This window comes from Streptomyces olindensis (assembly GCF_040645895.1).
Classification (GTDB): Bacteria; Actinomycetota; Actinomycetes; order Streptomycetales; family Streptomycetaceae; genus Streptomyces; species Streptomyces olindensis.
The window spans coordinates 132,956-152,671 of record NZ_JBEYZD010000015.1; the positions used below are offsets into that span (position 1 = coordinate 132,956).

At 73.3% G+C, this 19,716-nt stretch carries 9 protein-coding genes and 3 pseudogenes; 4 read left to right on the plus strand and 8 right to left on the minus strand.

The annotated features are described in order from the left end of the window. Nucleotides 1-15: 15 nt before the first annotated feature. Nucleotides 16-597 (minus strand): ATP-binding protein, encoded by a 582-nt coding sequence (locus ABZ948_RS12545; protein WP_359758891.1) that lies wholly within the window; start codon nt 595-597, stop codon nt 16-18. 182 nt (nt 598-779) lie between these two features. Here ABZ948_RS12545 and ABZ948_RS12550 point away from each other — a divergent pair, with 182 nt between their 5' ends. After that, nucleotides 780-2,531, plus strand: coding sequence for a SpoIIE family protein phosphatase (locus ABZ948_RS12550; RefSeq protein WP_359758892.1), 1,752 nt, complete (start codon nt 780-782; stop codon nt 2,529-2,531). Nucleotides 2,532-2,604: 73 nt separating this feature from the next. Here the strand turns inward: ABZ948_RS12550 and ABZ948_RS12555 are convergent, their stop codons facing one another. The 4 genes from ABZ948_RS12555 to ABZ948_RS12570 form a co-directional block, all read right to left on the minus strand. After that, nucleotides 2,605-4,722, minus strand: a complete 2,118-nt coding sequence (locus tag ABZ948_RS12555; RefSeq protein WP_359758893.1) for a SpoIIE family protein phosphatase — start codon at nt 4,720-4,722, stop codon at nt 2,605-2,607. A gap of 262 nt (nt 4,723-4,984) precedes the next feature. Then, nucleotides 4,985-9,898, minus strand: coding sequence for a DNA repair ATPase (locus ABZ948_RS12560; RefSeq protein WP_359758894.1), 4,914 nt, complete (start codon nt 9,896-9,898; stop codon nt 4,985-4,987). 82 nt (nt 9,899-9,980) lie between these two features. After that, nucleotides 9,981-12,017 (minus strand): flotillin family protein, encoded by a 2,037-nt coding sequence (locus tag ABZ948_RS12565; protein WP_359758895.1) that lies wholly within the window; start codon nt 12,015-12,017, stop codon nt 9,981-9,983. Nucleotides 12,018-12,089: 72 nt separating this feature from the next. After that, the gene (locus ABZ948_RS12570) at nt 12,090-12,551 is read right to left on the minus strand and encodes a hypothetical protein (protein ID WP_359758896.1); all 462 of its coding nucleotides are present in this window, start codon (nt 12,549-12,551) and stop codon (nt 12,090-12,092) included. A 250-nt stretch (nt 12,552-12,801) separates the two neighbouring features. On the opposite strand from ABZ948_RS12570, the gene ABZ948_RS12575 reads away from it, so the two are divergent. Continuing rightward, nucleotides 12,802-13,860 (plus strand): PucR family transcriptional regulator, encoded by a 1,059-nt coding sequence (locus ABZ948_RS12575; protein ID WP_359758897.1) that lies wholly within the window; start codon nt 12,802-12,804, stop codon nt 13,858-13,860. 102 nt (nt 13,861-13,962) lie between these two features. On the opposite strand, the gene ABZ948_RS12580 is transcribed toward ABZ948_RS12575, so the two are convergent. Both ABZ948_RS12580 and ABZ948_RS12585 read right to left on the minus strand, forming a co-directional pair. After that, on the minus strand, nt 13,963-15,054 hold the full coding sequence (locus tag ABZ948_RS12580) for an SPFH domain-containing protein (RefSeq protein ID WP_359758898.1): 1,092 nt from the start codon (nt 15,052-15,054) through the stop codon (nt 13,963-13,965). Between the two features lie 29 nt (nt 15,055-15,083). Next, on the minus strand, nt 15,084-15,521 hold the full coding sequence (locus tag ABZ948_RS12585; RefSeq protein WP_359758899.1) for an NfeD family protein: 438 nt from the start codon (nt 15,519-15,521) through the stop codon (nt 15,084-15,086). Nucleotides 15,522-15,703: 182 nt separating this feature from the next. Here ABZ948_RS12585 and ABZ948_RS12590 point away from each other — a divergent pair. Together ABZ948_RS12590 and ABZ948_RS12595 are read left to right on the plus strand one after the other, a co-directional pair. Further along, nucleotides 15,704-16,236, plus strand: a pseudogene (locus ABZ948_RS12590) (lipase family protein); the annotation flags it as partial. 1,630 nt (nt 16,237-17,866) lie between these two features. Continuing rightward, nucleotides 17,867-19,468, plus strand: a pseudogene (locus ABZ948_RS12595) (FG-GAP-like repeat-containing protein); the annotation flags it as partial. 154 nt (nt 19,469-19,622) lie between these two features. On the opposite strand, the pseudogene ABZ948_RS12600 reads toward ABZ948_RS12595, so the two are convergent. Next, nucleotides 19,623-19,716 (minus strand): annotated as a pseudogene (locus tag ABZ948_RS12600) (M23 family metallopeptidase); the annotation flags it as partial.

Here is a 19,716-nt window from a genome sequence, read left to right on the forward strand (position 1 = left end):
CGCCCCTCCCGCAGGTCACTCACTCGCCGCGGCCAGGCTGCTCCCGGGCCGCGGCGAGTCCGAACGCGGTCCCTCGGGCGCACCCTGTCGCCGCCCTTCCTGATCGGGCCGCCCCGGACGGCGCACCACGAGCGCCGATGTCGTCGGCAGCGGAAGGCGCAGGCAGGCGGTGACCTCCTTTCCCCTGCCGCGGGAGGTCACGACGACCCTGTCGCAGACCGAGTGCACCAGGTGCAGCCCGTGACCGCCGACGCGGTGCCGGTCGGGCTTCCTGAGCAGCGGGGCGTCGGGGGAACCGTCCCACACGGTGATCGCCAGCTCACGGTCGGACAGTCGCAGCGTCAGCCCACCGATGCCGGGAGCATGCCGCAGGGCGTTCGTCACCAGTTCGCTGACGACGAGCTCGGCGTCCACGGCCAGGGACGTCGGCACCGGGGCGCGGCCCCGGTGGGGGACGTGTGCGAGCAGGGCGCGCAGAGCCCGGCGCGCGTCCGCGGCACTGGCTGCGCCTTCTGCCCAGGCCGCGCCGTAGCGCAGTGTCCCGTGGTCGTGCCTGCCCTGCTCATCTGCCGCCTGCTTCATAAGCGGGATGACCATGTGAAGTCTTTCAATGCGTTTGCTGCTCTGGGGCGATCACCGGCCCTGCGTTTACCCGGGCGCCGGCGATACACGCCACGGGTCTGCTCCCCTTCCGCGGGGGCACACGGGGAGGGGGGAACGGAACCGCGGGCGCACACGGCGGCGGGCGGGGCGCCGGCCCATCAGCGAGGAGGCCGGGAATGACGGGGCTAGGGCATTCGGAGACCGTCCGCGGGCCGTTCGCGCCGGCGTCTGCCGCCGCGCTGCGCGGCGCGCTTCAGGCCATCGGCGCCGGCGCCTACGTCGTCGACGAGCAGGGCTGCATCATCGCCGTCAACGCGCGCGCCGAACACCTGCTGGGCCGGCCCGCCGAAGAACTCCTCGGGCATGACGCGCACGACCTGCTGCACCGCGATCGGCACGGTCAGCCGCTGCCGAGAGCCCGATGCGCGATGCGGCAGGCGTTCCACGAGGGACGCACGGCCCAGGCCGACGAGGACCATTTCGCGCGCGCCGACGGCTCCCTGCTGCCCATCTCCTGGCTGATCACCCCCTACGACCTCGGTGAGCGCGCGGCCGGCACACTCGTCGTCTTCCACACGCCCGAGCGACCGCGGACAACCCGCCCGCGACCGGAGTCGGCGGGCAGGCCGCTGTCGGAGCTCGAACGGCTGGCCCTGCTGGCCGAAACCACCACACAGCTGACCTCCACCCTCGACGTCGACCAGGCGCTGCAACGGCTGGTGGCCCTGGTCGTGCCCCGGCTGGCGGACTGGGCGGTCATCGACCTGATCACGGAACGCGACGAAGTGTGGCGCAGCGCAGTGGTGCACGCCGACGGCGACCGTCTCGTGCACCACGAGGACCTGGAGGGGCCGATGCCGCCGGTCCCGGAGGAATCGCCGATGCCCCTGTCCAGAGCCCTGCGCGGCGTCGCCTCCACCCTGGCCGGACCGGGGACCTACCGACGGACGCCGGATTCCGGCATCGCGGTCGAGCAGCGCCGCCTGTTCGACACCACGGGGATGCACTCCGCGGCCATCGCCCCCCTCCGCAGTACCCGCGAAGTCCTGGGTGCGCTGACCCTGGGCCGCGCCGAGAACGCGGTGGCCTTCACGCCGGCCGACCTTCCCCTGATCGAGGACATCGCCCGCCGCGCCGGCCTCGCCCTGGACAACGCCCGCCTCTACCAGCGCCAGCGCAAGGTCGCCGAGACCATGCAGAACCATCTGCTGCCGCAGATGCCGGGCGTTCCGGGCCTGGAGATGACCGTCCGCTACCTGCCCGCACCCGACGCCTCGCAGGTCGGCGGCGACTGGTACGACGCCTTCCCCCTGTCCGACGGATCCACCGCCCTGGCCGTGGGGGACGTCGTCGGCCACGATCTGGAGGCCGCGGCCGGCATGGCGCAGATCCGCAACATGCTCCGCGCCTACGCCTGGTCGCAGGAGGAGCCCCCCAGCCGGATCGTCCAGCGGCTCGACGAGGCGATGCAGGACATCACCGACGTCGCGATGGCCACCATGGTCTTCGCCCGGATCGAACCGGCGGCGGACGGTCACTGGCGGTTGTCCTGGACCAACGCGGGCCACCCTCCGCCGCTGCTGGTCAGCCGGGACGGCCTGACGGACTACCTCACCGACGGCCACGGCATCCTCCTGGGCACCCAGGCAGGCGTGCCACGCCCCGACGCCACGGCGCTGCTGCCGCCCGGGGCCACCCTGGTGCTGTACACCGACGGCCTCATCGAATCGCCCCGCCACACCCTCGACGAGGGGCTGGGCCGACTGCGCCAGCACGCCGCCGCCCTCGCCCATCGCCCCCTCGCCTCCTTCACCGACCAGCTCCTGCGCCGCGTCCGCCCCGTCGGCAACGACGACGACGTCGCCCTCCTGGCCCTGCGCGCCCCGGGCCGAAAGGCAGAGGACGGCGTCCGCGGGCACGGTCGGTGAGTGCGGTGCGGCCCCGGGCGGACGGCGACCGGGCCCGGTGCCGCCGTGCAGGACGGCAGGGCGGCACGGCGGGTCAGTCCGCGTCGTGGTGCAGTACCAGGAGGGCGATGTCGTCGGCGCGCTGCCCATGCGGGCCGGCCTTCGTGAGCAGGTAGTCGATGAGCAGGTCGAGGTCCTGTTCGTCGGCCCGGGCGAGGTGCCGTGCGAGGTCGGTGATGGCGTCGTCGAGATCGACCCCGGGTGTCTCGATGAGGCCGTCGGTGTAGAAGGCGAGCATCAGGCCCGGGGTGAGCGGGATCTCGGTCAGGGGGAAGACGGCCTCGGGGTCGATCCCGAGGAGGGGGCCGGGCGTGACCGGGGCGGGCCGGGTGTCGCGGTCGGCCAGGCGCAGGAGGGGAGGCGGATGGCCGGCGCCGGCCAGTGTCACGCGGCGGCGGGCGAAGTCGAGGTGGGCGTAGAGGCAGCTGGTGAAGAGGTCGGGGGCGAGTTCGGTGAGGAGCCGGTTGGTCCGGGCGAGGATCCGGTCGGGGGGCGTGCCGAGGCTCGCGTGGGCGTAGATGCCGGTGCGGACCTGGCCCATCAGCGCGGCGGCGGCGACGTTGTGCCCTTGGACGTCGCCGATGACGGCCGCCGCGGCGGTGTCGCCGAGCCGGATCAGGTCGTAGAAGTCACCGCCGATGTCCATGCCCCGGGTCGCGGGAAGGTAGCGGGCGGCGACGCGCAGGCCGGCGATCTCGGGCAGGGCGCGCGGCAGCAGTGCCTGCTGGAGGCCGTGGGCGAGCTCGTGCTTGGTGTCGTAGAGGCGGGCGCGGTCGAGGGCCTGGGCGATGAGCCCGGCGAGCGACGTCATGACGGCGCGCTCCTCGGCCGGGAACGCGCGGGGGCGGTCGTAGGACAGGATGCAGCAGCCGACGGGACGGCCGGAGACGATCAGGGGCAGGAAGGCCCAGGCCTGTTTTCCGCTGACCTGCGGGGCCTCGGGGTACATACGGCGCATCTCCTCCGGGTCGGAGAAGAACGCGGGGATGCCGCTGCTGAGGGCGCGCCCGGCCGGGGTGAAGTCGGTGTCGAGGGGCAGGCCGTCGAGGCGCTCGATGGTCCGGGGGTCGTAGCCGCGGTACCCGGTGATCCGCAGTCGGCCGGCCTCGGCGGTGGACACGACCAGGCCCCGGGCGTCGAAGGCGGGCATGATCTGCTCGGCGACCAGGGCGACGACGTCCTGTACTCCGACGACCTCGGTCAGTCCGGCGGCCAGGTGGGTGAGCTGGTAGAGCCGGCCGGCGCGGGCCGGGGTGACCGTGCGCGTGGTGTGGCTCGGCGCCGGCGACGGCGGGGGCTCGGCGCCGCTGGGGACGATGCGGATGCTGATGCCGCTGGCGTCCGGGTAGAGGTGGAACTCCAGCCAGTGATCCGGTGGGCGGCACGCCGTGAACGAAACGGGTTCGCGGCTGAGCACCGCGGCACGGTAGCGGTCCTCGTAGGTGGGATCGTCGAGCCAGCGCAGCGACTGCCACGGCACCGTGCCCAGCAGCCGGCCGGCCTCGCAGTCGAGCAGGTCACAGGCGCCGGAGCTGACGTAGGTGACCCGGCCCTCCAGGTCCAGCGCGCAGCTCCCGCCGGGCAGGCGTTCCGCGAAGTCGGCGGCGGCCATCGCCGGGCTGCCGGACCCGCCTCCCAGGGCGAGGGGGACGACGCGGGTCCGCTCGACGCCGGACTGGGGCCTGCCGTGCTCGGCGGCTTCCTCCAGCAGCCGGGCCAGACGCCGGCAGCTGGAGGTGATGTGACCACGCTCCCGTCCGGTCATGTACGGCGGGCGGGTGGCCGGCCACATCAGCAGCAACGCGCCCCACCTGCGGGTGCCGGTGACCGGCGCGGCGGCCAGGGCCAACGGGTAGGGGAGCACGACCGCCGTGCGCGGATAGGAGCGGGCCATCTCCTCCTGGCTGCCCACCCACACCAGACGTTCCTCACGGACCGCGACGGCGACCGGGGCCGGAGCGGTCACCGGCACTCTCGCCCAGGGCGCGGCGAAGTCGGCCGGGGCCCCGCACAGCACGTTCAGCCACAGGGACCGCTCATCCGGCGCGAGCAGGTACAGGGCGCCGATGGACGCACCGGTGCGGCGCGCCGTCTCCGCGAACACGGCATCCAGCTCGCCGTCATAGGCGGCTGGATCACCCGCGCTGGTCACGAGGCACCTCCGGCGTTCGCGGGAGAGAATCAAGGACGGCCGGGCCGGGACTCCGCCCCTGGGGATGCGGCATCCGCGCCCCGGACGCAGCCGGACTCGCCCCTTATGGACGCTACGCCCCTCGGCAGAGGTCGGCACGCCGCCCGTGGCCGACGTGGCCGCTGTCCCCGCCCGGAGGAGTGAGCGCAGGGCGACGGGATCGCCCTCGTCGAACACGCCGGGTGAGGTGGCGTACAGACTGAGCGCACCGGCCGTTCCTCCTTCACGACCGGCCCCGTGTCTTCCGGAGATCCCGGTCGCCGTCATCGCCCGGTGCCGGCCGCGCGGCGTGCCGGGCCGCGGGGTTGATGATCCGGTGCCGCGGGTCGCCGACCCTGTTGATCGCCGACTCGACGGCTGCGATCCGGTCGGCCAGGAGACCGAGGGCACGGACGGCCCGGGCGAGTTGGTCGTCCTCGGGGCCGCCCGGGGACCGGGTCCGGACGTGGGCCGCCCTCACCTCGGCCCAGCGGGCCGCCTGCCCGGCGGTGAGGGTGCCGCGCAGCTCGGCCAGCTTGAGCAGGTTGGCCTCGGCTCCGGTGGTGAGGGTCTGGGCCTCGGCCCGGTAGTGGTCCTCGATCAGCGCGGCCAGATCGACGTCGTTCATGACGGGCCGGACGCGTTGGGCGATCTTGTTCATGGTGCGGTAGGAGCCCTGGAGCCGGAACGGCGGTTCCGTGCGGTTCGTGTCCGACTGGGCCGCCGAGGCGATGTAGGCCGCGTTCACGGCCAGGACCGTCTCCCGCACGGTGAGCAGGTGACGGAGCACGGCCAGGATCCGTTCCAGCTCCGCGGGGGCGTAGGGATGCGCCAGGCGGTCCGGGCGCGCCGTCGGGTCGTCCTGCGCGAGGCGGATCAGCAGGTCGAGGTCGGCGCGGTCGCGGCCGGCGAGCGGGGCGAGGACCTGGTTGGCGGTGAGGGCGTTCTCGATGAAGCTGAGGGCGAAGACGTCGTCCTTGCCGGTCAGGACGTCGCCGAGGTTCCACACGTCGGCGCGGTTGGCGAGCATGTCGGGCACCCGGAAGCGGCTGCCGGACTCGGTGTAGGGGTTGCCGGCCATGCAGACGGCGAAGCGTTTGCCGCGCAGGTCGTAGGTGCGCGGTTCGCCGTCCCGTACGCCGTCGATGCGGCGGGTGGCGTCGCAGAGGGGGATGAACTTCTGGAGCAGTTCGGGCGAGGTGTGCTGGATGTCGTCGAGGTGGAGGAGGGTGTTGTTGCCCGCCGCCAGGGCGAAGTTGATCTTCTCGACTTCCTGGCGGGCGGTGGCGTTCGGGGCCTCGGCCGGGTCGAGGGAGGTGACGGCGGGGCCGAGTGCCGGGCCGTCGACCCTGACCAGGATCATGCCGAGCCGGTCCGCGACGTACTCCATGAGGGTCGTCTTGCCGTAGCCGGGCGGGGAGATGAGCAGGAGCAGGCCGCCGGTGTCGGCGCGCTTGGACTCGCCCGTGGTGCCGATCTGCTTGGCGAGGCTGTCGCCGATGAGCGGCAGGTAGACCTCGTCGATGAGCTTGCTCCGTACGAACGCGGACCGTACGCGGGGCCGGTGGTCGTCCAGGTGGAGGCGGGTGCGCTCGGCGTTCACCAGGGCTGTGCGGCGGTGCTGGTGGGCGCGGTGGGCGGGTGCGTCGTGGGTGCGGAAGTGCCGGGTGCGGGCGAGGAGTTCGTCGACGCGGACCGTGAGGGCGCGGCCGGTGACGCGGGGGTGGGTGCCGAGCAGGCCCGTGACGGTTTCGGTGAGCGGTGCGTCGGACGCGTAGCGGGTCAGGCCGGGGCAGAGCTCGGCGGCCACCGCCTCGGCCAGGTCGCCGGGGGTGAGGCCGGTGCCGGTGGCGGTGGTGTACGCCGTCAGCCAGGCCTCGACCAGTTGCCTGCGGGCGGCCGGGTCGGTGAGGGCGGTGAGGTCGTCGTCGTAGGCCGATGAGCCCACGGTGCGGCGGAACGCGTCGAGGAGGGTGCGGGTGCCGGCGCTGATGACGAATCCGGGCGGGCCGCCGGTCAGTTCTTCGAGGAGGTAGGCGGCCGCCGCCTCTCCGCCCGCGACGTCCGCGAGCTCCCGGCGCAGGTCGGCGAGGGCGGGTGCCAGGCCGAAGGTGTCCCGGGCCCGGGCGAGGGAGACCGCGCGGCGGCTCCAGGTCTGCCGCTCCTCGGCCGTCGTGCCGTGGGCCCAGAACAGCTGGGCGGCCGCCCGTGCGGCCGGTTCGTGGCGCAGCGTGCCGGCGCCCTCGTGCAGGCGCAGGAGCGCGGTCAGGATCGCCGTCGCGTCGTGGTCGTGCACGCCGCGCTCGTAGCCCTCGTCGTACGCCGACTCGGCGGCCTGCCGCACGAGGGCGGGCAGGTCGGCCTCCGCCAGGGCCTCGGGGCCGTGTTCGTCGAGCAGGCGGGCGGCGAGGTGCTCGGCGCGGTAGACCTCGGGCGACTCCGAGGGCAGGGGGCGGTCCCAGTACGGGCGGGTGGTGGCGAAGTCCGGGTCGGTGACCGGGGAGCGGTAGTCGGTGCCGGTCAGGGCGAAGGCGAGGGTGTCGCCGTGCGGGACGAGGGTCAGGTCGAGGGGCTGGGTGTTGACGGCGAAGCGGTGGGCGCCGAGGCGGATCGTGCGGCCGTCGTCGGTGTAGAGGTCGGTGCGGTCGCGCAGGGCGCGGAGCGCTTCCTGGCGGGCGGCCTTGAGGCGGCCGTCCAGTTCTTCGGCCCTCACCTGGTCGCCGAGGTCGCGCAGTTCACCGGCGATGCGGCGGACCTCGGCGGGCAGCGGGTCGGAGGTGAAGAACGTGGCGACGGCGTCCGCGTCCGGCTGGGCGGCGGCCCGGCGGGCGACGGTCCGCAGGACGCGGGTCGCCGACTCGGCCAGGCGTTCGGCGCGCCGGGCACGGGCGTCGGCGAGGGTCTGCCTGCGGGCGGAGAACGCCTCGTGGACCTCGTCGCGCTTGTCGGCGAGGGCGGTGAGGAAGTCGTCGGACTCGGCGAACGCCGTGAACCGCGCCTCCAGGTTCTCCACCTGTACGAGCAGCCGGGCGAGCTGCTCGTCGCACGCCTCCGGGCTGTCCGCGGCGGCGAGCGCGCCGGTGACGGACTGGCCGAGCAGGGCGAACTCGGCGGCGAACCCGGCCCGTTCCTCCCGGCCGAGGAGTTCGCGGCGGCGGCCGTCGAGGACGGCCCGGGCGCGGTTGACGCCGCCGAGGACGGCGGCGACGCGCTCCAGGATCGTGGTGCGGACCGTGGCGTCGGCGATGTCGAGGCCGGCGACGACCTCCGTCACCGTCCGCAGACCGTCGGCCAGTTCGTCCGCGCGGGCGGCGACGGGCGCCGCCTCGGCCGCCGTGGCGATCCCCTCGGCGTCGGCGACGAGCCGCTCGACGTCCGCGTGGTGGCCGGCGAAGGCGTCCTCGCGTGCGAGGTGAGCCACGGCGCGGCGGCCGAAGGCGGCGACATCGGACTCGGTGGCGGCGGCGAGTTCGTCGATGCGGGCGGCGTCCGCGTACCGCAGGTCCTTCAGGGTGAGCAGATGACCTCGCGCCCGGCGCAGTTCGGTCAGGCCGGTCACCCACTCGGCCGCGCCGCGCGCGGTCTCGCCCCGCAGCCGTCGTACGACCTCGGTGACGCGGGCGGCGGCTTCGGTGAGCGCGTCGTCGGCCTGCCGGGTGAGGGCCTGGACGGTCTCGAACTCGGCCAGCACCCGCTGCGCCGTCTCGCGCAGGTGCGCCAGCGGGGTGCGGAGGTCGCCGAGTCCGGGGTCGCCCAGCCAGTGGTGGGTGTCCATCGCCCGGGCGCAGGCGGCCGACAGCGCCTCGTACACCTCGCTCGTGGGGGTCGTCTCGGCGACGGCCGCGGCGAGGGAGAGGCAGTCGGAGATGCCGCGCACGAGGTCGGCGTTGCCGACGCGTGCCAGGGGGCCCGTGCCGACCGGCTGGGCGGCGGCGTGGGTGTCCGAGACGTACGGGGAGTTCCACAGCTGCACGGGGTGGACGCGCTGCGGCTCGTCGGTGTCGGCCCGGAGGATCACGAGTGCGCCGTCGTCGAAGAGCGCCCAGCCGTTGCAGGGCAGGGGGCTCGCCATCTCCTGGCGGATCGTGTTGTACGGCAGGAGGAGGCCGCGGCCCTCCGCGCGCGCGTGGCAGGCGTAGAGCACGTCCTCGCCGTTCGGGGAGCGGATCTCCCGCTCGAACTCCAGCCCCTTCGTGTCGAGTTCGTACGTCTTGTGCGTGCCGGTGGCCAGGCAGTAGCCGCCGGGGAAGACGATCCCCTGGTCCTCGGGCAGGCGGCGGCACGCCCGGCCGATGCCGTCGAGGCGGACGACGGTCCTGGTGAGGGTGTTGAACACCAGGTGCCGGTCGGTGTCCTCCTTGTAGGGGCGGACGCGCAGCAGGATCAGGGCGCCCACGCGCGCGTGGGCGATGTCCGCGTCCGCGAGGGACTGCAGCGGCTCGTCGACGGGTTCGGTGTGGATACCCTCGGCCGCCTCGGTGTCGTCCTCCGTCTTGACGGTGAGGATGCCGCCGACCGTGGAGACGAAGACCTCGCCGCCGATGGAGACGTGCGGGTGCCGTCCGAGGACGTGGTCCTCACGGGTGCTGTCGAGCCAGTCGATGTCGTGGGACGGCGGCAGGACGTGGTCGCGCTCGCCCAGGGCGTCGAGGAACGCGGCGGTACGTCCGTCGTCGGACAGGGCCCAGCGCGCCACCCGGGTGTCGTCCGCCTTCTCGCCGGTCTGGAACTCGGCGAGCAGCCTGCCTTCGGTGCGTCGGAGCCGGAGCAGGCGGGCCTGGCGGTAATAGCGGTGCAGGGCGCCGAACTCGCGGACGAAGGCGGGGTCGTCGAGCAGGCCCGGCACGGCGTCGTCGGGCAGCCGGTTCAGGTCGCGGTCGTACAGGGCCAGGACGTCGCCGACGCGCGTGTCGGCCGCACGGCCCGGGACGGCGGTGCAGCCGGAGAGCAGCACGTCGCCCACGGCCACGACGTCCCGGGGCACCGCGGCGTGCTCGGTGCGCAGTCGCCCGGTGCCGGCGCGTTCGAGCCGCGTCGAGCCGAATTCCTCGCCCCGGCGGGCGTTGAGCGCCTCGGCGCGGCGGGCGAGTTCGGCGGCCTGCGCGGTGAGGCGGTCGCGCAGCACCTCGTACGTGCCGGCGTCCGGGCCGATCGTCATGGCGTGCCTCTCAGGAAGTCGGTCACGGGCCGGTCCGGAGCCGCCGTCCCCTGTGCGGCGGCTCCGGAACCGGAAGGGCGGGTCAGGCGTGGGCGGCGCTGCCGTTGAGGGCGGTGAGCGGCTTGTCCGCCAGGCCCAGCTCGCCGGCGCGGTCGAGCAGTTGCTGGAGCTGCCCCGCGTCGGGCCCGCCGGTCTTCATCAGCTTCAGCAGCAGCGCCGAGACGGTCAGGTTCTGCACGTCCGCCGTGGAGACCGAGCCGAGGACGCGGCCCAGGTCGTCGGTGAAGCTGGAGGTGCCGTCCAGCCAGGGCCGGGCCAGGGCCTGTGCGGTCTCGGAATGCCGGACGAAGCCGTCGACGCCCTTGCCGAGGGCGATCGAGGACATCAGCCGGTCGAAGAAGACCGACTCGCCGCCGACGATGCTGATGTCGGCGCCCTCCAGGCCGGTGGCGAGCACCGTCGCCTGCGCCTCGGCGACCTGCCGCTGCACGTCGAGCCCGGCGAGGCGGATCTCCTTGTCGGCCTGGACGCGCAGCCGGTACTCCTCGTGCCCCCGGGAGGCGTCGTCGAGGGCGGCCAGGGCGGCGGCCTTCCGAGTCAGGCCCTCGGCCTCGGCCTTGAGCTTCTCGCCGATGGCCGCGGCCTCCGCCAGGGCCAGGGCCTGGGCGCCTTCCGCCTCGGCGCGGAGCCGGGCCTCGGTGGCGACGGCCTCCGCGCGGCCGGCCTTCTCGACGACGTCGGCTTCCCTGTCCCGGACCTGGACGGCCGCGAGTCCTCCGGCCGCCGCCTCGGCCTGGATGCCCTCGGCGAGGCGGACCTTGGCCCGCGCGTCGAGATCGGCCGTCTTCAACCGGGCCTCGGCCAGCGTCAGTTCCTCGGAGGCGCGGTGCGCGGCGGCCTGTTCGGCGGCCTCGGCGGCCTTGATGTCCTTGACCAGCTTCTCCTGCGCCTCGGCTTCGGCGGCGATGATCACGGCCTGCCGCTGCCGCTCCGCCTCCTCCACGGCCCGCAGCTTCTTGATGGACTCCTCCTGCTCGGCGACCGTACGGTCCACGGCGACGCGCTCGCGGATGACCTCGGCGATGTCCCGCCGCTCCGCCTCGATCTCCTTCTCGGCGGCGATCCGGGTCAGCTGGGTCTCCCTTTCCCGGCCGATGACTTCGAGGAGCCGGTCCTTCTCGATGCGCTCGCTCTCGACGGCGATGACCCGCTCGCGGTTCTTCGCGGCGACGGCGACCTCACGGGCCTGGTTCTCGCGCTGCACGCCGAGCTTCTCCTCGGTGGCCAGGAAGGCGCCCTGGGCCCGCAGCCGCTCCTCCTCCACCACCCGCGCCGTCTCGGCCTCCTCCCGGGCCCTTACGGTCGCGATCTCGCGCTGCTGCTTGATCTCGGCGTCCGCCTGCCGGCGCTCCAGCTCCAGGATGGCCTCGCGGGCGTCGACGTTCTGCCGGGTGATCTCCTTCTCCTCGGTGCGCTGCGCCTCGTTGGTGCGCACGTGCTCCACGGCCGTCAACTCGGTGATCTTGCGGATGCCCTGGGCGTCGAGGACGTTGGCCGGATCGAGCTGGGCGACCGGGGTCTGCTCCAGGTAGTCGATCGCGGCGTCCTCCAGGTGGTAGCCGTTCAGGTCGACGCCGATGACCTCGATGATCCGGTACCGCAGCTCCTCGCGCTTGGTGTAGAGGTCGGTGAAGTCCAGTTGCTTTCCGACGGTCTTCAGCGCCTCGGAGAACTTCGCGTGGAACAGCTCCTGCAGCGTGTCCCGGTCGCTCGCCCGCGCGGTGCCGACGGCCTGCGCGACCTTGATGACGTCGTCGACGGTCTTGTTGACCTTCACGAAGAACGTGATCCGGATGTCGGCGCGGATGTTGTCCCGGCAGATCAGACCGTCCTTGCCGGTCCGGGTGATCTCGATGGCCTTCACCGAGATGTCCATCACCTCGGCCTTGTGCAGCACGGGCAGCACGACCTGCCCGGTGAAGGTCACGTCGACCTTCCGCAGCTTGGAGACGATCAGCGCCTTGCCCTGCTCCACCTTGCGGAACAGCCGGGAGACGACCAGTACGGCGAGCAGGGTGACGGCGACGAGCACGCCGACGCCCAGGAGGATGACATTCATGGCAAACGTCCTTGAGGCGTGAAGGAAGCGAAGCGTGAGGGGCCGGCGGCGAGGGCCGACGGGGCACCGCTCTCAGGTGGCGTGACCGGCGTGATCCGCGTGATCGGCGTGATCCGCGTGATCCGCGTGATCGGCGGGGTCCGGTGCCCGGTCGCGGCCGGGCCGGTCGGGTTCGTCGGGGAAGAGCCGGTGCAGCGGGCGTACGAACAGGCGGGTCAGCCGCCAGGCGACGGGCAGGGCCGCGACGGGCCAGACCATGCGCAGCAGCCCGGTGGCGGGACCCGGCGGCGCGCACGCGGCCAGCAGGAGGACGCCTCCGACACCGAGGAACCAGGCCACGGCCGTCAGCGTGGAGACGGCCACCGCCACGGGGACGCCGCCCATGCCCCAGGCACGGAGGTTCGCGTCCGCGTCGAAACTGCCGGGCGAGGTGAAGCCCGCGGCGACGAGGAGCCAGAAGCACAGCACCACGACGAGGGCGGTGGTCAGGAGGATCGTGGGCGGGCCGGTGGCCGCCGAGAGAAACGTCCGCATGCCCTCCCCCTCCCGTCCCGTCCGCACTGCCCGTCGACCGTGGTCGGCGGTGCATCGCTCACGCAGGGTTTCCGGTGCCGGACACCTGCCGGTGTCCGGCACCGGAACCCCCCGTAGTGCTCCCCGCGACCCATACTGCATCGCGGGCGCACGCCCGCGCATTGCCGGTTTCCGGCAGTGTTGTCTAGGGTCTGCATGCCGGTCGGCCGCTAGGAACCCGTCAGCGGCGCGTCAAGAACTCGGGGGTGGCATGGCGGAGTTGGAGATTCCGGAGGAGTATCTGGCGGGCTACGCCGAGATACTGGCCGAGGTCGCGGCCACCGGCCGGCGCCTCACCCGGGAGGAACTCGCCTCGCGCCGGGCCCTCGGGGAACAGGCGGCCGACGCGGGCCACGGACTGCGGACCCTGGTCAGCGCCCATCTGACCGCCGCACGCGCGGCCTGGCCGGCCGGTCCCACGTCGGCGGAGAGCGTCCTGTCGGCCGTACAGCAGGTGACGGACGCCTTCGCCGAGGGCTTCGAGCGGGCCCAGCGCCAGGCCGTACGGCAGGAGGAGGCCGCTCGCCGGGAGTTCATCGACGACCTCCTCTACGGCCGCAGCGATCTCGGGCGCCTCGCCGAACGGGCCGAGCGTTTCGGTCTGCGTCTCTCGCACGCCCATGCCGTGGCCGTCGCCGAGGGCCCGACCGCCTACGAGGAGGGCGATCCCGTGCCCCGGCAGGTGGAGCACGCCCTCATCTCCCGCTTCGGCGACCGCAGCATCCTGCTCACCACCAAGGACGGCCGGCTGCTGTGCATCGCCCCCGGCCACCAGGACGAGGTCCTCGCCCACTTCGCGAAGCAGGCCCACGCCGCCACCGACGGCGGCCGGGTCGCCATCGGCCGCCCCCAGCCCGGCCCCGGCGGCGTCGTCCACTCCTACGAGGAGGCGCTCAACGCCCTGGAACTCGCCGAGCGCCTGGAACTGGAGGACCCGGTCCTGCGCGCCGCGGACCTGCTCGTCTACCCGGTCCTGACCCGCGACCGGCAGGCCATGGCCGAACTCGTCCTCGCCACCCTCGGCCCGCTCACCACGGCCCGCGGCGGCGCCCGGCCGCTCCTGGACACCCTCACCGCCTACTTCGACTCCGGCTGCGTGGCCGCCGAGGCGGCCCGCCGTCTCACCCTCAGCGTGCGGGCCCTGACCTACCGGCTGGAACGCATCCACAAGCTGACCGGCGCCAACCCGGCCGCCCCGGACCACCGCTACATGCTGCAGACCGCGGTGATCGGCGCACGGCTGCTGGACTGGCCCGCCCAGGAGCTCTAGACGGTGCGGGTCAGGACGTCGGTGACGGCCCGTGGTGATGGGCAAGTTGGGTGGCGAGGTCGCGGAGGTGAGCGGGAACCGTATCCGCGTCGCACCGTTCACTCATCCGCCGGACGTCTGCCCCCGGCGCGGCGTCTGGGGTGACTTGGCGGCCTCCGCCTCCGCCTTGGCGTCGCTCACCGCGGCGGCGGCCTGTTTCCCGGCCTCGTCGGCAGCCGCGGCGGCGTCGAGCGAGGCCGTCCAGCCCGCGTCGAGCTCCGGAGTGCGGCCGTCGTCCGACGACCGGCCGGCACCGGCGCCGGCCGCTTCCTCGGGTCGCGCCGCCGGCTGGTCACCGAACGCACGGGTGACGGTCCGGACCGCCTCGGTCAGCTCCCCCGGGATCACCCAGAAGGTGTTGTTGTCACTGCTCGCCAGGTGCGGCAGCGTCTCGAGGTACTTGTAGGCCAGGATCTTCGGGTCGGCGTTGTTGCGATGGACGGCCTGGAAGACGAGCTCCACCGCCTTGGCCTCGCCGTCGGCTCGAAGGATCATGGCCTGTTGCGTTCCCTGTGCCTCCAGGATGTCCTTCTGCTTCGTGCCTTCCGCGGTGAGGATCTTGGCTTGCCGCTCCCCCTCGGCGTGCAGGATGGCCGCGCGCTTGTCACGTTCGGCCCGCATCTGCTTCTCCATGGCCTCCTTGATGGTGGCCGGTGGATCGATGGCCTTGATCTCGACGCGGTTGACCCGGATGCCCCACTTGCCGGTGGCGTCGTCGAGGACGGCGCGCAGCCGGGAGTTGATCTCCTCGCGCGAGGTGAGCGTCTCCTCCAGGTCCATGCTGCCGATGACGTTCCGGAGCGTGGTCACGGTGAGCTGGTCGATCGCCTGGAGGTAGTCGGCGACCTCGTAGGCCGCCGCCCGTGGGTCGGTGATCTGGTAGTAGAGCACGGTGTCGATGTTCACCACGAGGTTGTCCTCGGTGATCACCGGCCTGGGATCGGATGAATAGACCTGCTCGCGCACGTCGAGTTTGGTGTTGATGCGGTCGGCCACCGGCACGACCAGGTTCAGGCCGGGTTGCAGCGTCCGGCGGTAGCGGCCGAACCGCTCGACGTTGTAGCGGCGGGCCTGCGGGACGATCCGCACGCTGGAGGCCACGAGGAAGACGACGACAAGGGCCGCCACAAGAAGGGGGATGACAACTGGATCCACAGTGCCTCCATTGCTCTGTGTTCAGCCGTTCACGGGAGGAGTTCGCGGGGATAGACGATGGCCGTGGCCCCCTCGATCTCCATGACGTCCACCAACGCTCCCGCCGGGATCACATGGCTCTCGTCCAGGGCGCGGGCGGACCACTCCTCCCCGGACAGTTTGATCAGGCCACGGGTCGCGGTGACCTCCTGCATGACCTCGGCCCGCTTGCCGATCAGCGCGTCACTGCCCTCGCGTACGAGGGGCTGCTGGGTCATGTGCCGCAGCGCCACGGGACGGATGAGGACGAGCCCCGCCGCCGCTGCCGCGACCAGGGCGAGGAGCTGGCCGAGGAGGCCGATGCCCACACCGGCGACCACGGCGGCGACCAGCGCGGCGCCCGCCAGCAGGCCGAAGACCAGTGTCAGGGTGAAGAACTCCGCGGCACCCAGTGCCGCGGCGGCGAGCAGCCATACGAACCACGGCATGGAATCGCCCTCCCTCTGGGGCCTTCTCCACCAAGCTACCGCCCGGACACGCCGGACAGAACAGACACGGCATCCACGGTTCTTGATCGTCGGGCGGCTGCCGGGCGGGCGGGTACTGCGCTTGCTCGGGCGAACGGTTACCAGGGCGTGATTCCCGATGGTGTTACCAGCGGTAACTACGCCTGCCGGGCAGCGCCACCCGGCTGATGTACAAGTCCACCGACTCCGGCGGCCGGTCCGTCGCGGTGACCGGCGCCTGCATCGAGCCGTCGGCGAAGTGGGAGGGCGACGGGCCCCGCCCGCTGGTGGCGGTGGCCTCGGGGAGGGGCACGCGGTGCTGGACGCCGTCCGGGCGGCGCGCGCGCTGCCCGGCACGTCCCTCGCCTCCGGCTCCCGCGTCGGCCTGTACGGGTAGAGCGAGGGCGGCGGCGCGAGCGCGGCGGCCGCTGCCCTGGGCTGGGCTGGGCTGGGCTGGGCGATCAACGGCTTCGTCCAGGCCTACCCCGGCATGCGGGACGTCGCGGAGGCGAACCTCAACGACGCCGGGCGCGAGGCGCTCGCCGACGTGTCGACCATGTGCGTCGGCGACGCCATCATGCGGTACGGCTTCGCGCGGAGCAGCGCGTGGACGACCAGCGGCAAGTCCGTCGCCGAGATCATCGCCGCCGAACGAGCAGCGCATCGGGACGCTCAGGCCGGTCCCGTCCGTGTGGCCCGGGCTCGCCGCGGTTGGTCATGGGCATGCTGTTACGCTCCCCCCACGCGCGTGGGGGGAGCGGCCGGGGGGCCGGGGGAAATGCCAGGGCGTTGCCGTGTGTCCCGCCATGCCTTCTTCTTGCCTTTCAGGAGGATCGGTGGCCCGACTCGGCCGGCACAGACCCAGACCTGCCCTTGCTTCACACCCGACACGGCGCGGCACGCCGGCGGCCCGTACCGCGGCCGTCCTGGCCGCGGCGCTGGCTCTCGGCCTCACCGCCGCCGTACCGGCCCCGGCGGCGGCCGCTGCGCAGTCGGCCGCCGTGGAAGGGGAGTTCGTCTCGCCCGCCGCCCCGCGCGCCGTCCCCAGGGCCACGCAGATCCTCAACGCGGGGACCAGCGGCTTCCTCTGGGCCCAGGAGGGCGACGACCGGCTGCTGTGGACGGACTACGCGTCCGGCGCCACCACCGCGCTGGAGCAGCGGCTGGAGGTTCCGGTCGAGTACGACATCGACAGCGGCTACTTCCGGTCGGCCGCGTCCTTCAAGACCGGCTACTACGGCCGTGGTTCCGACACCGTGGCCCTGTACTCCGAGGAGGACGCGCGGGTCACCCTCCTCAGGGGCGGCGGCACGGCGGTCGTGCCCGTGCCGGAGTACCACACCTACCAGGGCACCTTCGGCGACACGGTCCTCACCAGCCACAACGGGACAGGCGCGTACCAGCTGTGGCGCGTTAGGGACGGCGGCGAGGTCACGGAGACGTCCGTGACCGGGCTGCCGGAGGGCGCGGGCGACATCGAGGTCGAGGACGGCGACGCGCGGTCCGTCATCCTCAAGTACCGCACCGGCGCGAGCGACGAGGGATGGGGCCGCTGGGGCGTCGTCGACCTCGCCACCGGCGCCTTCAGCCCGCTGCCCGACCGCGACGGCACGCCGGACGGCTACGACACGACCGGTTTCCGGCTCGGCGCCGACTCCGTGCTGCGGCTGCGGACCGGGCGCGGCAAGGCGGACCTGTACGACCGCGACGACCTGTCCGCCGCGCCCCGGACCTTCGAGACGGGCTCCCTGAGCTACCAAGCCGCGTATGGGATCGTCGGCGACGGGCTGCTCGGCGTCGAGCCGGTGGCGCCCGGCGACAACAAGTACCGGGGCCAGCCGCTGTTCGCGTTCACGTCCGACGGCACGGACACCGACATGGCCAAGGTCATGGACCCGGCCGCCCACGGGATCGTGCAGGCGCCGGACGGTTCCGTCCTCGTGGCGGGTGCCGCGGCCTACGTCGAGCAGGGCGATCTCGACTGGGGCGTGTACCGGGTCGCCCGGGCCGCCGACGGTTCGGTCACCCGGAGCCGCGTGACCGATGTGCGGCCGATGCCCGCGCAGGTCTACGGCCTGTCGCTGGGCAACGGCGTCCTCACCACGGCCGGCAACAGCACGCTGTACGAGCCGAACACGATCCTCGGTGCCTATCGCAGCACCTGGCTCACCACGAGCGGCACCCCGGGCGCCGCCAGGACCACCGTGGACGGGCTGGTCAGCGGGCGTGACGGCGACTGCATCGCCGGCTCCACGCACTGCATCCGCATGTTCGCCGACGGCACGGGCCGCCACGGCCGCCAGGAGGCCACCGAGTCGGGTCTGACCATGCTGCGCGCAGGCGGCGCCACCGGCTGGGGCCCGACCCTCGACACGGGCGACGACAGCCCTCAGCTCAAGGACCTCTCCGGGCGGTACGCGGTCGTCGACGGCGCCTCGTCCGGCACCCAGTACATCGGCGAGTTCACCGAGGGCGCGGCGGGCAAGGTCCTGCAGAGGCGCGACCGGGTCGCCGCGGCCGTCTGGGGCAACACCCTGTGGAGCGCCGAGGCGACGGGAGGCAAGGTCACGGCCACCCGGCTGCCCTCCGGCACCGCCGTGGAGTCCTTCACCACCCGCAACGGCTGCACCCCGTCCAGCCTCCAGGCCACGGGCCGCTGGGTGTACTGGACCTGTGCGGACTCCTCGGGCACCGTGCAGGGCTCGGGCGTCTACGACCGCACGGCCAAGCGCACCGCCACCGCGCCGGCGGGCCGGGTCCTCCTCGGCGACGGCTACCTCGTCGTGCGCGTCGGCGGCACCCAGTCGAGCAGCGGGCTGAACCTCATCGACCTGCACGGCGGACTGCCGGCCGGCGGCGACCACACGGAGCTGCCGAGCCGCAAGCTCGCCGACTGGACCGACATCGGCCAGGACACCTTCAGGGCGGGCCTCAACTGGACCGTGGACCGCTTCGGCGGCGGTGTCGCCTACGCCGACCGCGAGCAGCGCGTCCACGTCGTGCCGCCCGGCGTCCCGGCGTCCGCGCTGACGGCGATCGACGCCGAGGTCACGCCCGGGCCCGCGAGCTGGTCCGGCACCTGGTGGCTGTCCAAGCCGGCCGCAGCCTGGCAGGTGACCGTCAGGAACAAGGCGTCCGGCGCCACCGTGCGCACCCTGTCCGGCCCCTCCGCCCGGGGCCTCCTCACGGCCGCCTGGGACGGCAAGGACGGCGCGGGCCGCCTCGTCGCCAACGGCACCTACACCTGGACGCTCACCGCCCGGCCCGCCGACGGCCAGGGCGCCGCCCTCACCCTCTCCGGCACCGTGAACGTGACGGCCGGAGCGGCGGCCCCGCGCGACTACGCGGGCAAGGACGGCGTCGGCGACGTCCTCACCCTCAACTCCTCCGGCACCCTCACCGTCCATCGCGGCAGTGGCACGGGCACGCTGGGCGCCAAGGTCTCGGGCACCGGCTGGCCGACGACCGCGAAGGTCGTGCCGTTCGGCGACCTCGGCGGCGACCGCTGCAACGACGTCCTGGTCCGGCTGAGCAGCGGCGCCCTGCGGGCCCATCGCCCGGCCTGCGGTACGGCGCCGACGCCCTCGACGCCGTACACCACCCTCGCCGCCTCCGGCTGGAACCAGTACGACGTGCTGACCTCGCCGGGTGACGTGAGCGGCGACGGCCGCCCGGACCTGGTCGCCCGCAACGCCTCGACCGGCACGGTCTACCTGTACAAGGGGACCGGCACGGGCAAGCTGTCGGCGCGGGTGAAGCTGTACGACGGCTGGAAGACGCACAGGAAGATCGTCGGGGCCGGTGACCTGAACGGCGACGGCATCGGCGATCTGCTCGTCCAGGACAAGTCGAACAACCTGTACCGGTACAACGGCACCGGCACCGGCACGTTCAAGGCCCGCGTGAAGGTGTTCTCGAACTGGGGCGCCTCCTACAGCGCGGTCGTCGCGGCCGGTGACATCACGGGCGACGGCAGGACGGACCTCGTCTCGCGCGACACCAGCGGCAACCTGTACCGCAACAACGGTGACGGCAAGGGGTCGTTCGGCGGCCGTACGAAGATCGCGACCGGCTGGCAGGGGTGCCGACCGAGTGGACGGAGGTGCCGCTGGCGGCGTGAAAGTCGATGCCGGTGTGGCTGCCGGAGGACCAGACGGCGCCGCCGGCCTTGTAGCCG

Bases quoted from the DNA above. Each gene is read 5' to 3' on its own strand.
- ABZ948_RS12545 (WP_359758891.1), bottom strand. From the start codon at position 597: ATGGTCATCCCGCTTATGAAGCAGGCGGCAGATGAGCAGGGCAGGCAC.
- ABZ948_RS12550 (WP_359758892.1), top strand. From the start codon at position 780: ATGACGGGGCTAGGGCATTCGGAGACCGTCCGCGGGCCGTTCGCGCCG.
- ABZ948_RS12560 (WP_359758894.1), bottom strand. From the start codon at position 9,898: ATGACGATCGGCCCGGACGCCGGCACGTACGAGGTGCTGCGCGACCGC.
- ABZ948_RS12565 (WP_359758895.1), bottom strand. From the start codon at position 12,017: ATGAATGTCATCCTCCTGGGCGTCGGCGTGCTCGTCGCCGTCACCCTG.
- ABZ948_RS12570 (WP_359758896.1), bottom strand. From the start codon at position 12,551: ATGCGGACGTTTCTCTCGGCGGCCACCGGCCCGCCCACGATCCTCCTG.
- ABZ948_RS12575 (WP_359758897.1), top strand. From the start codon at position 12,802: ATGGCGGAGTTGGAGATTCCGGAGGAGTATCTGGCGGGCTACGCCGAG.
- ABZ948_RS12585 (WP_359758899.1), bottom strand. From the start codon at position 15,521: ATGCCGTGGTTCGTATGGCTGCTCGCCGCCGCGGCACTGGGTGCCGCG.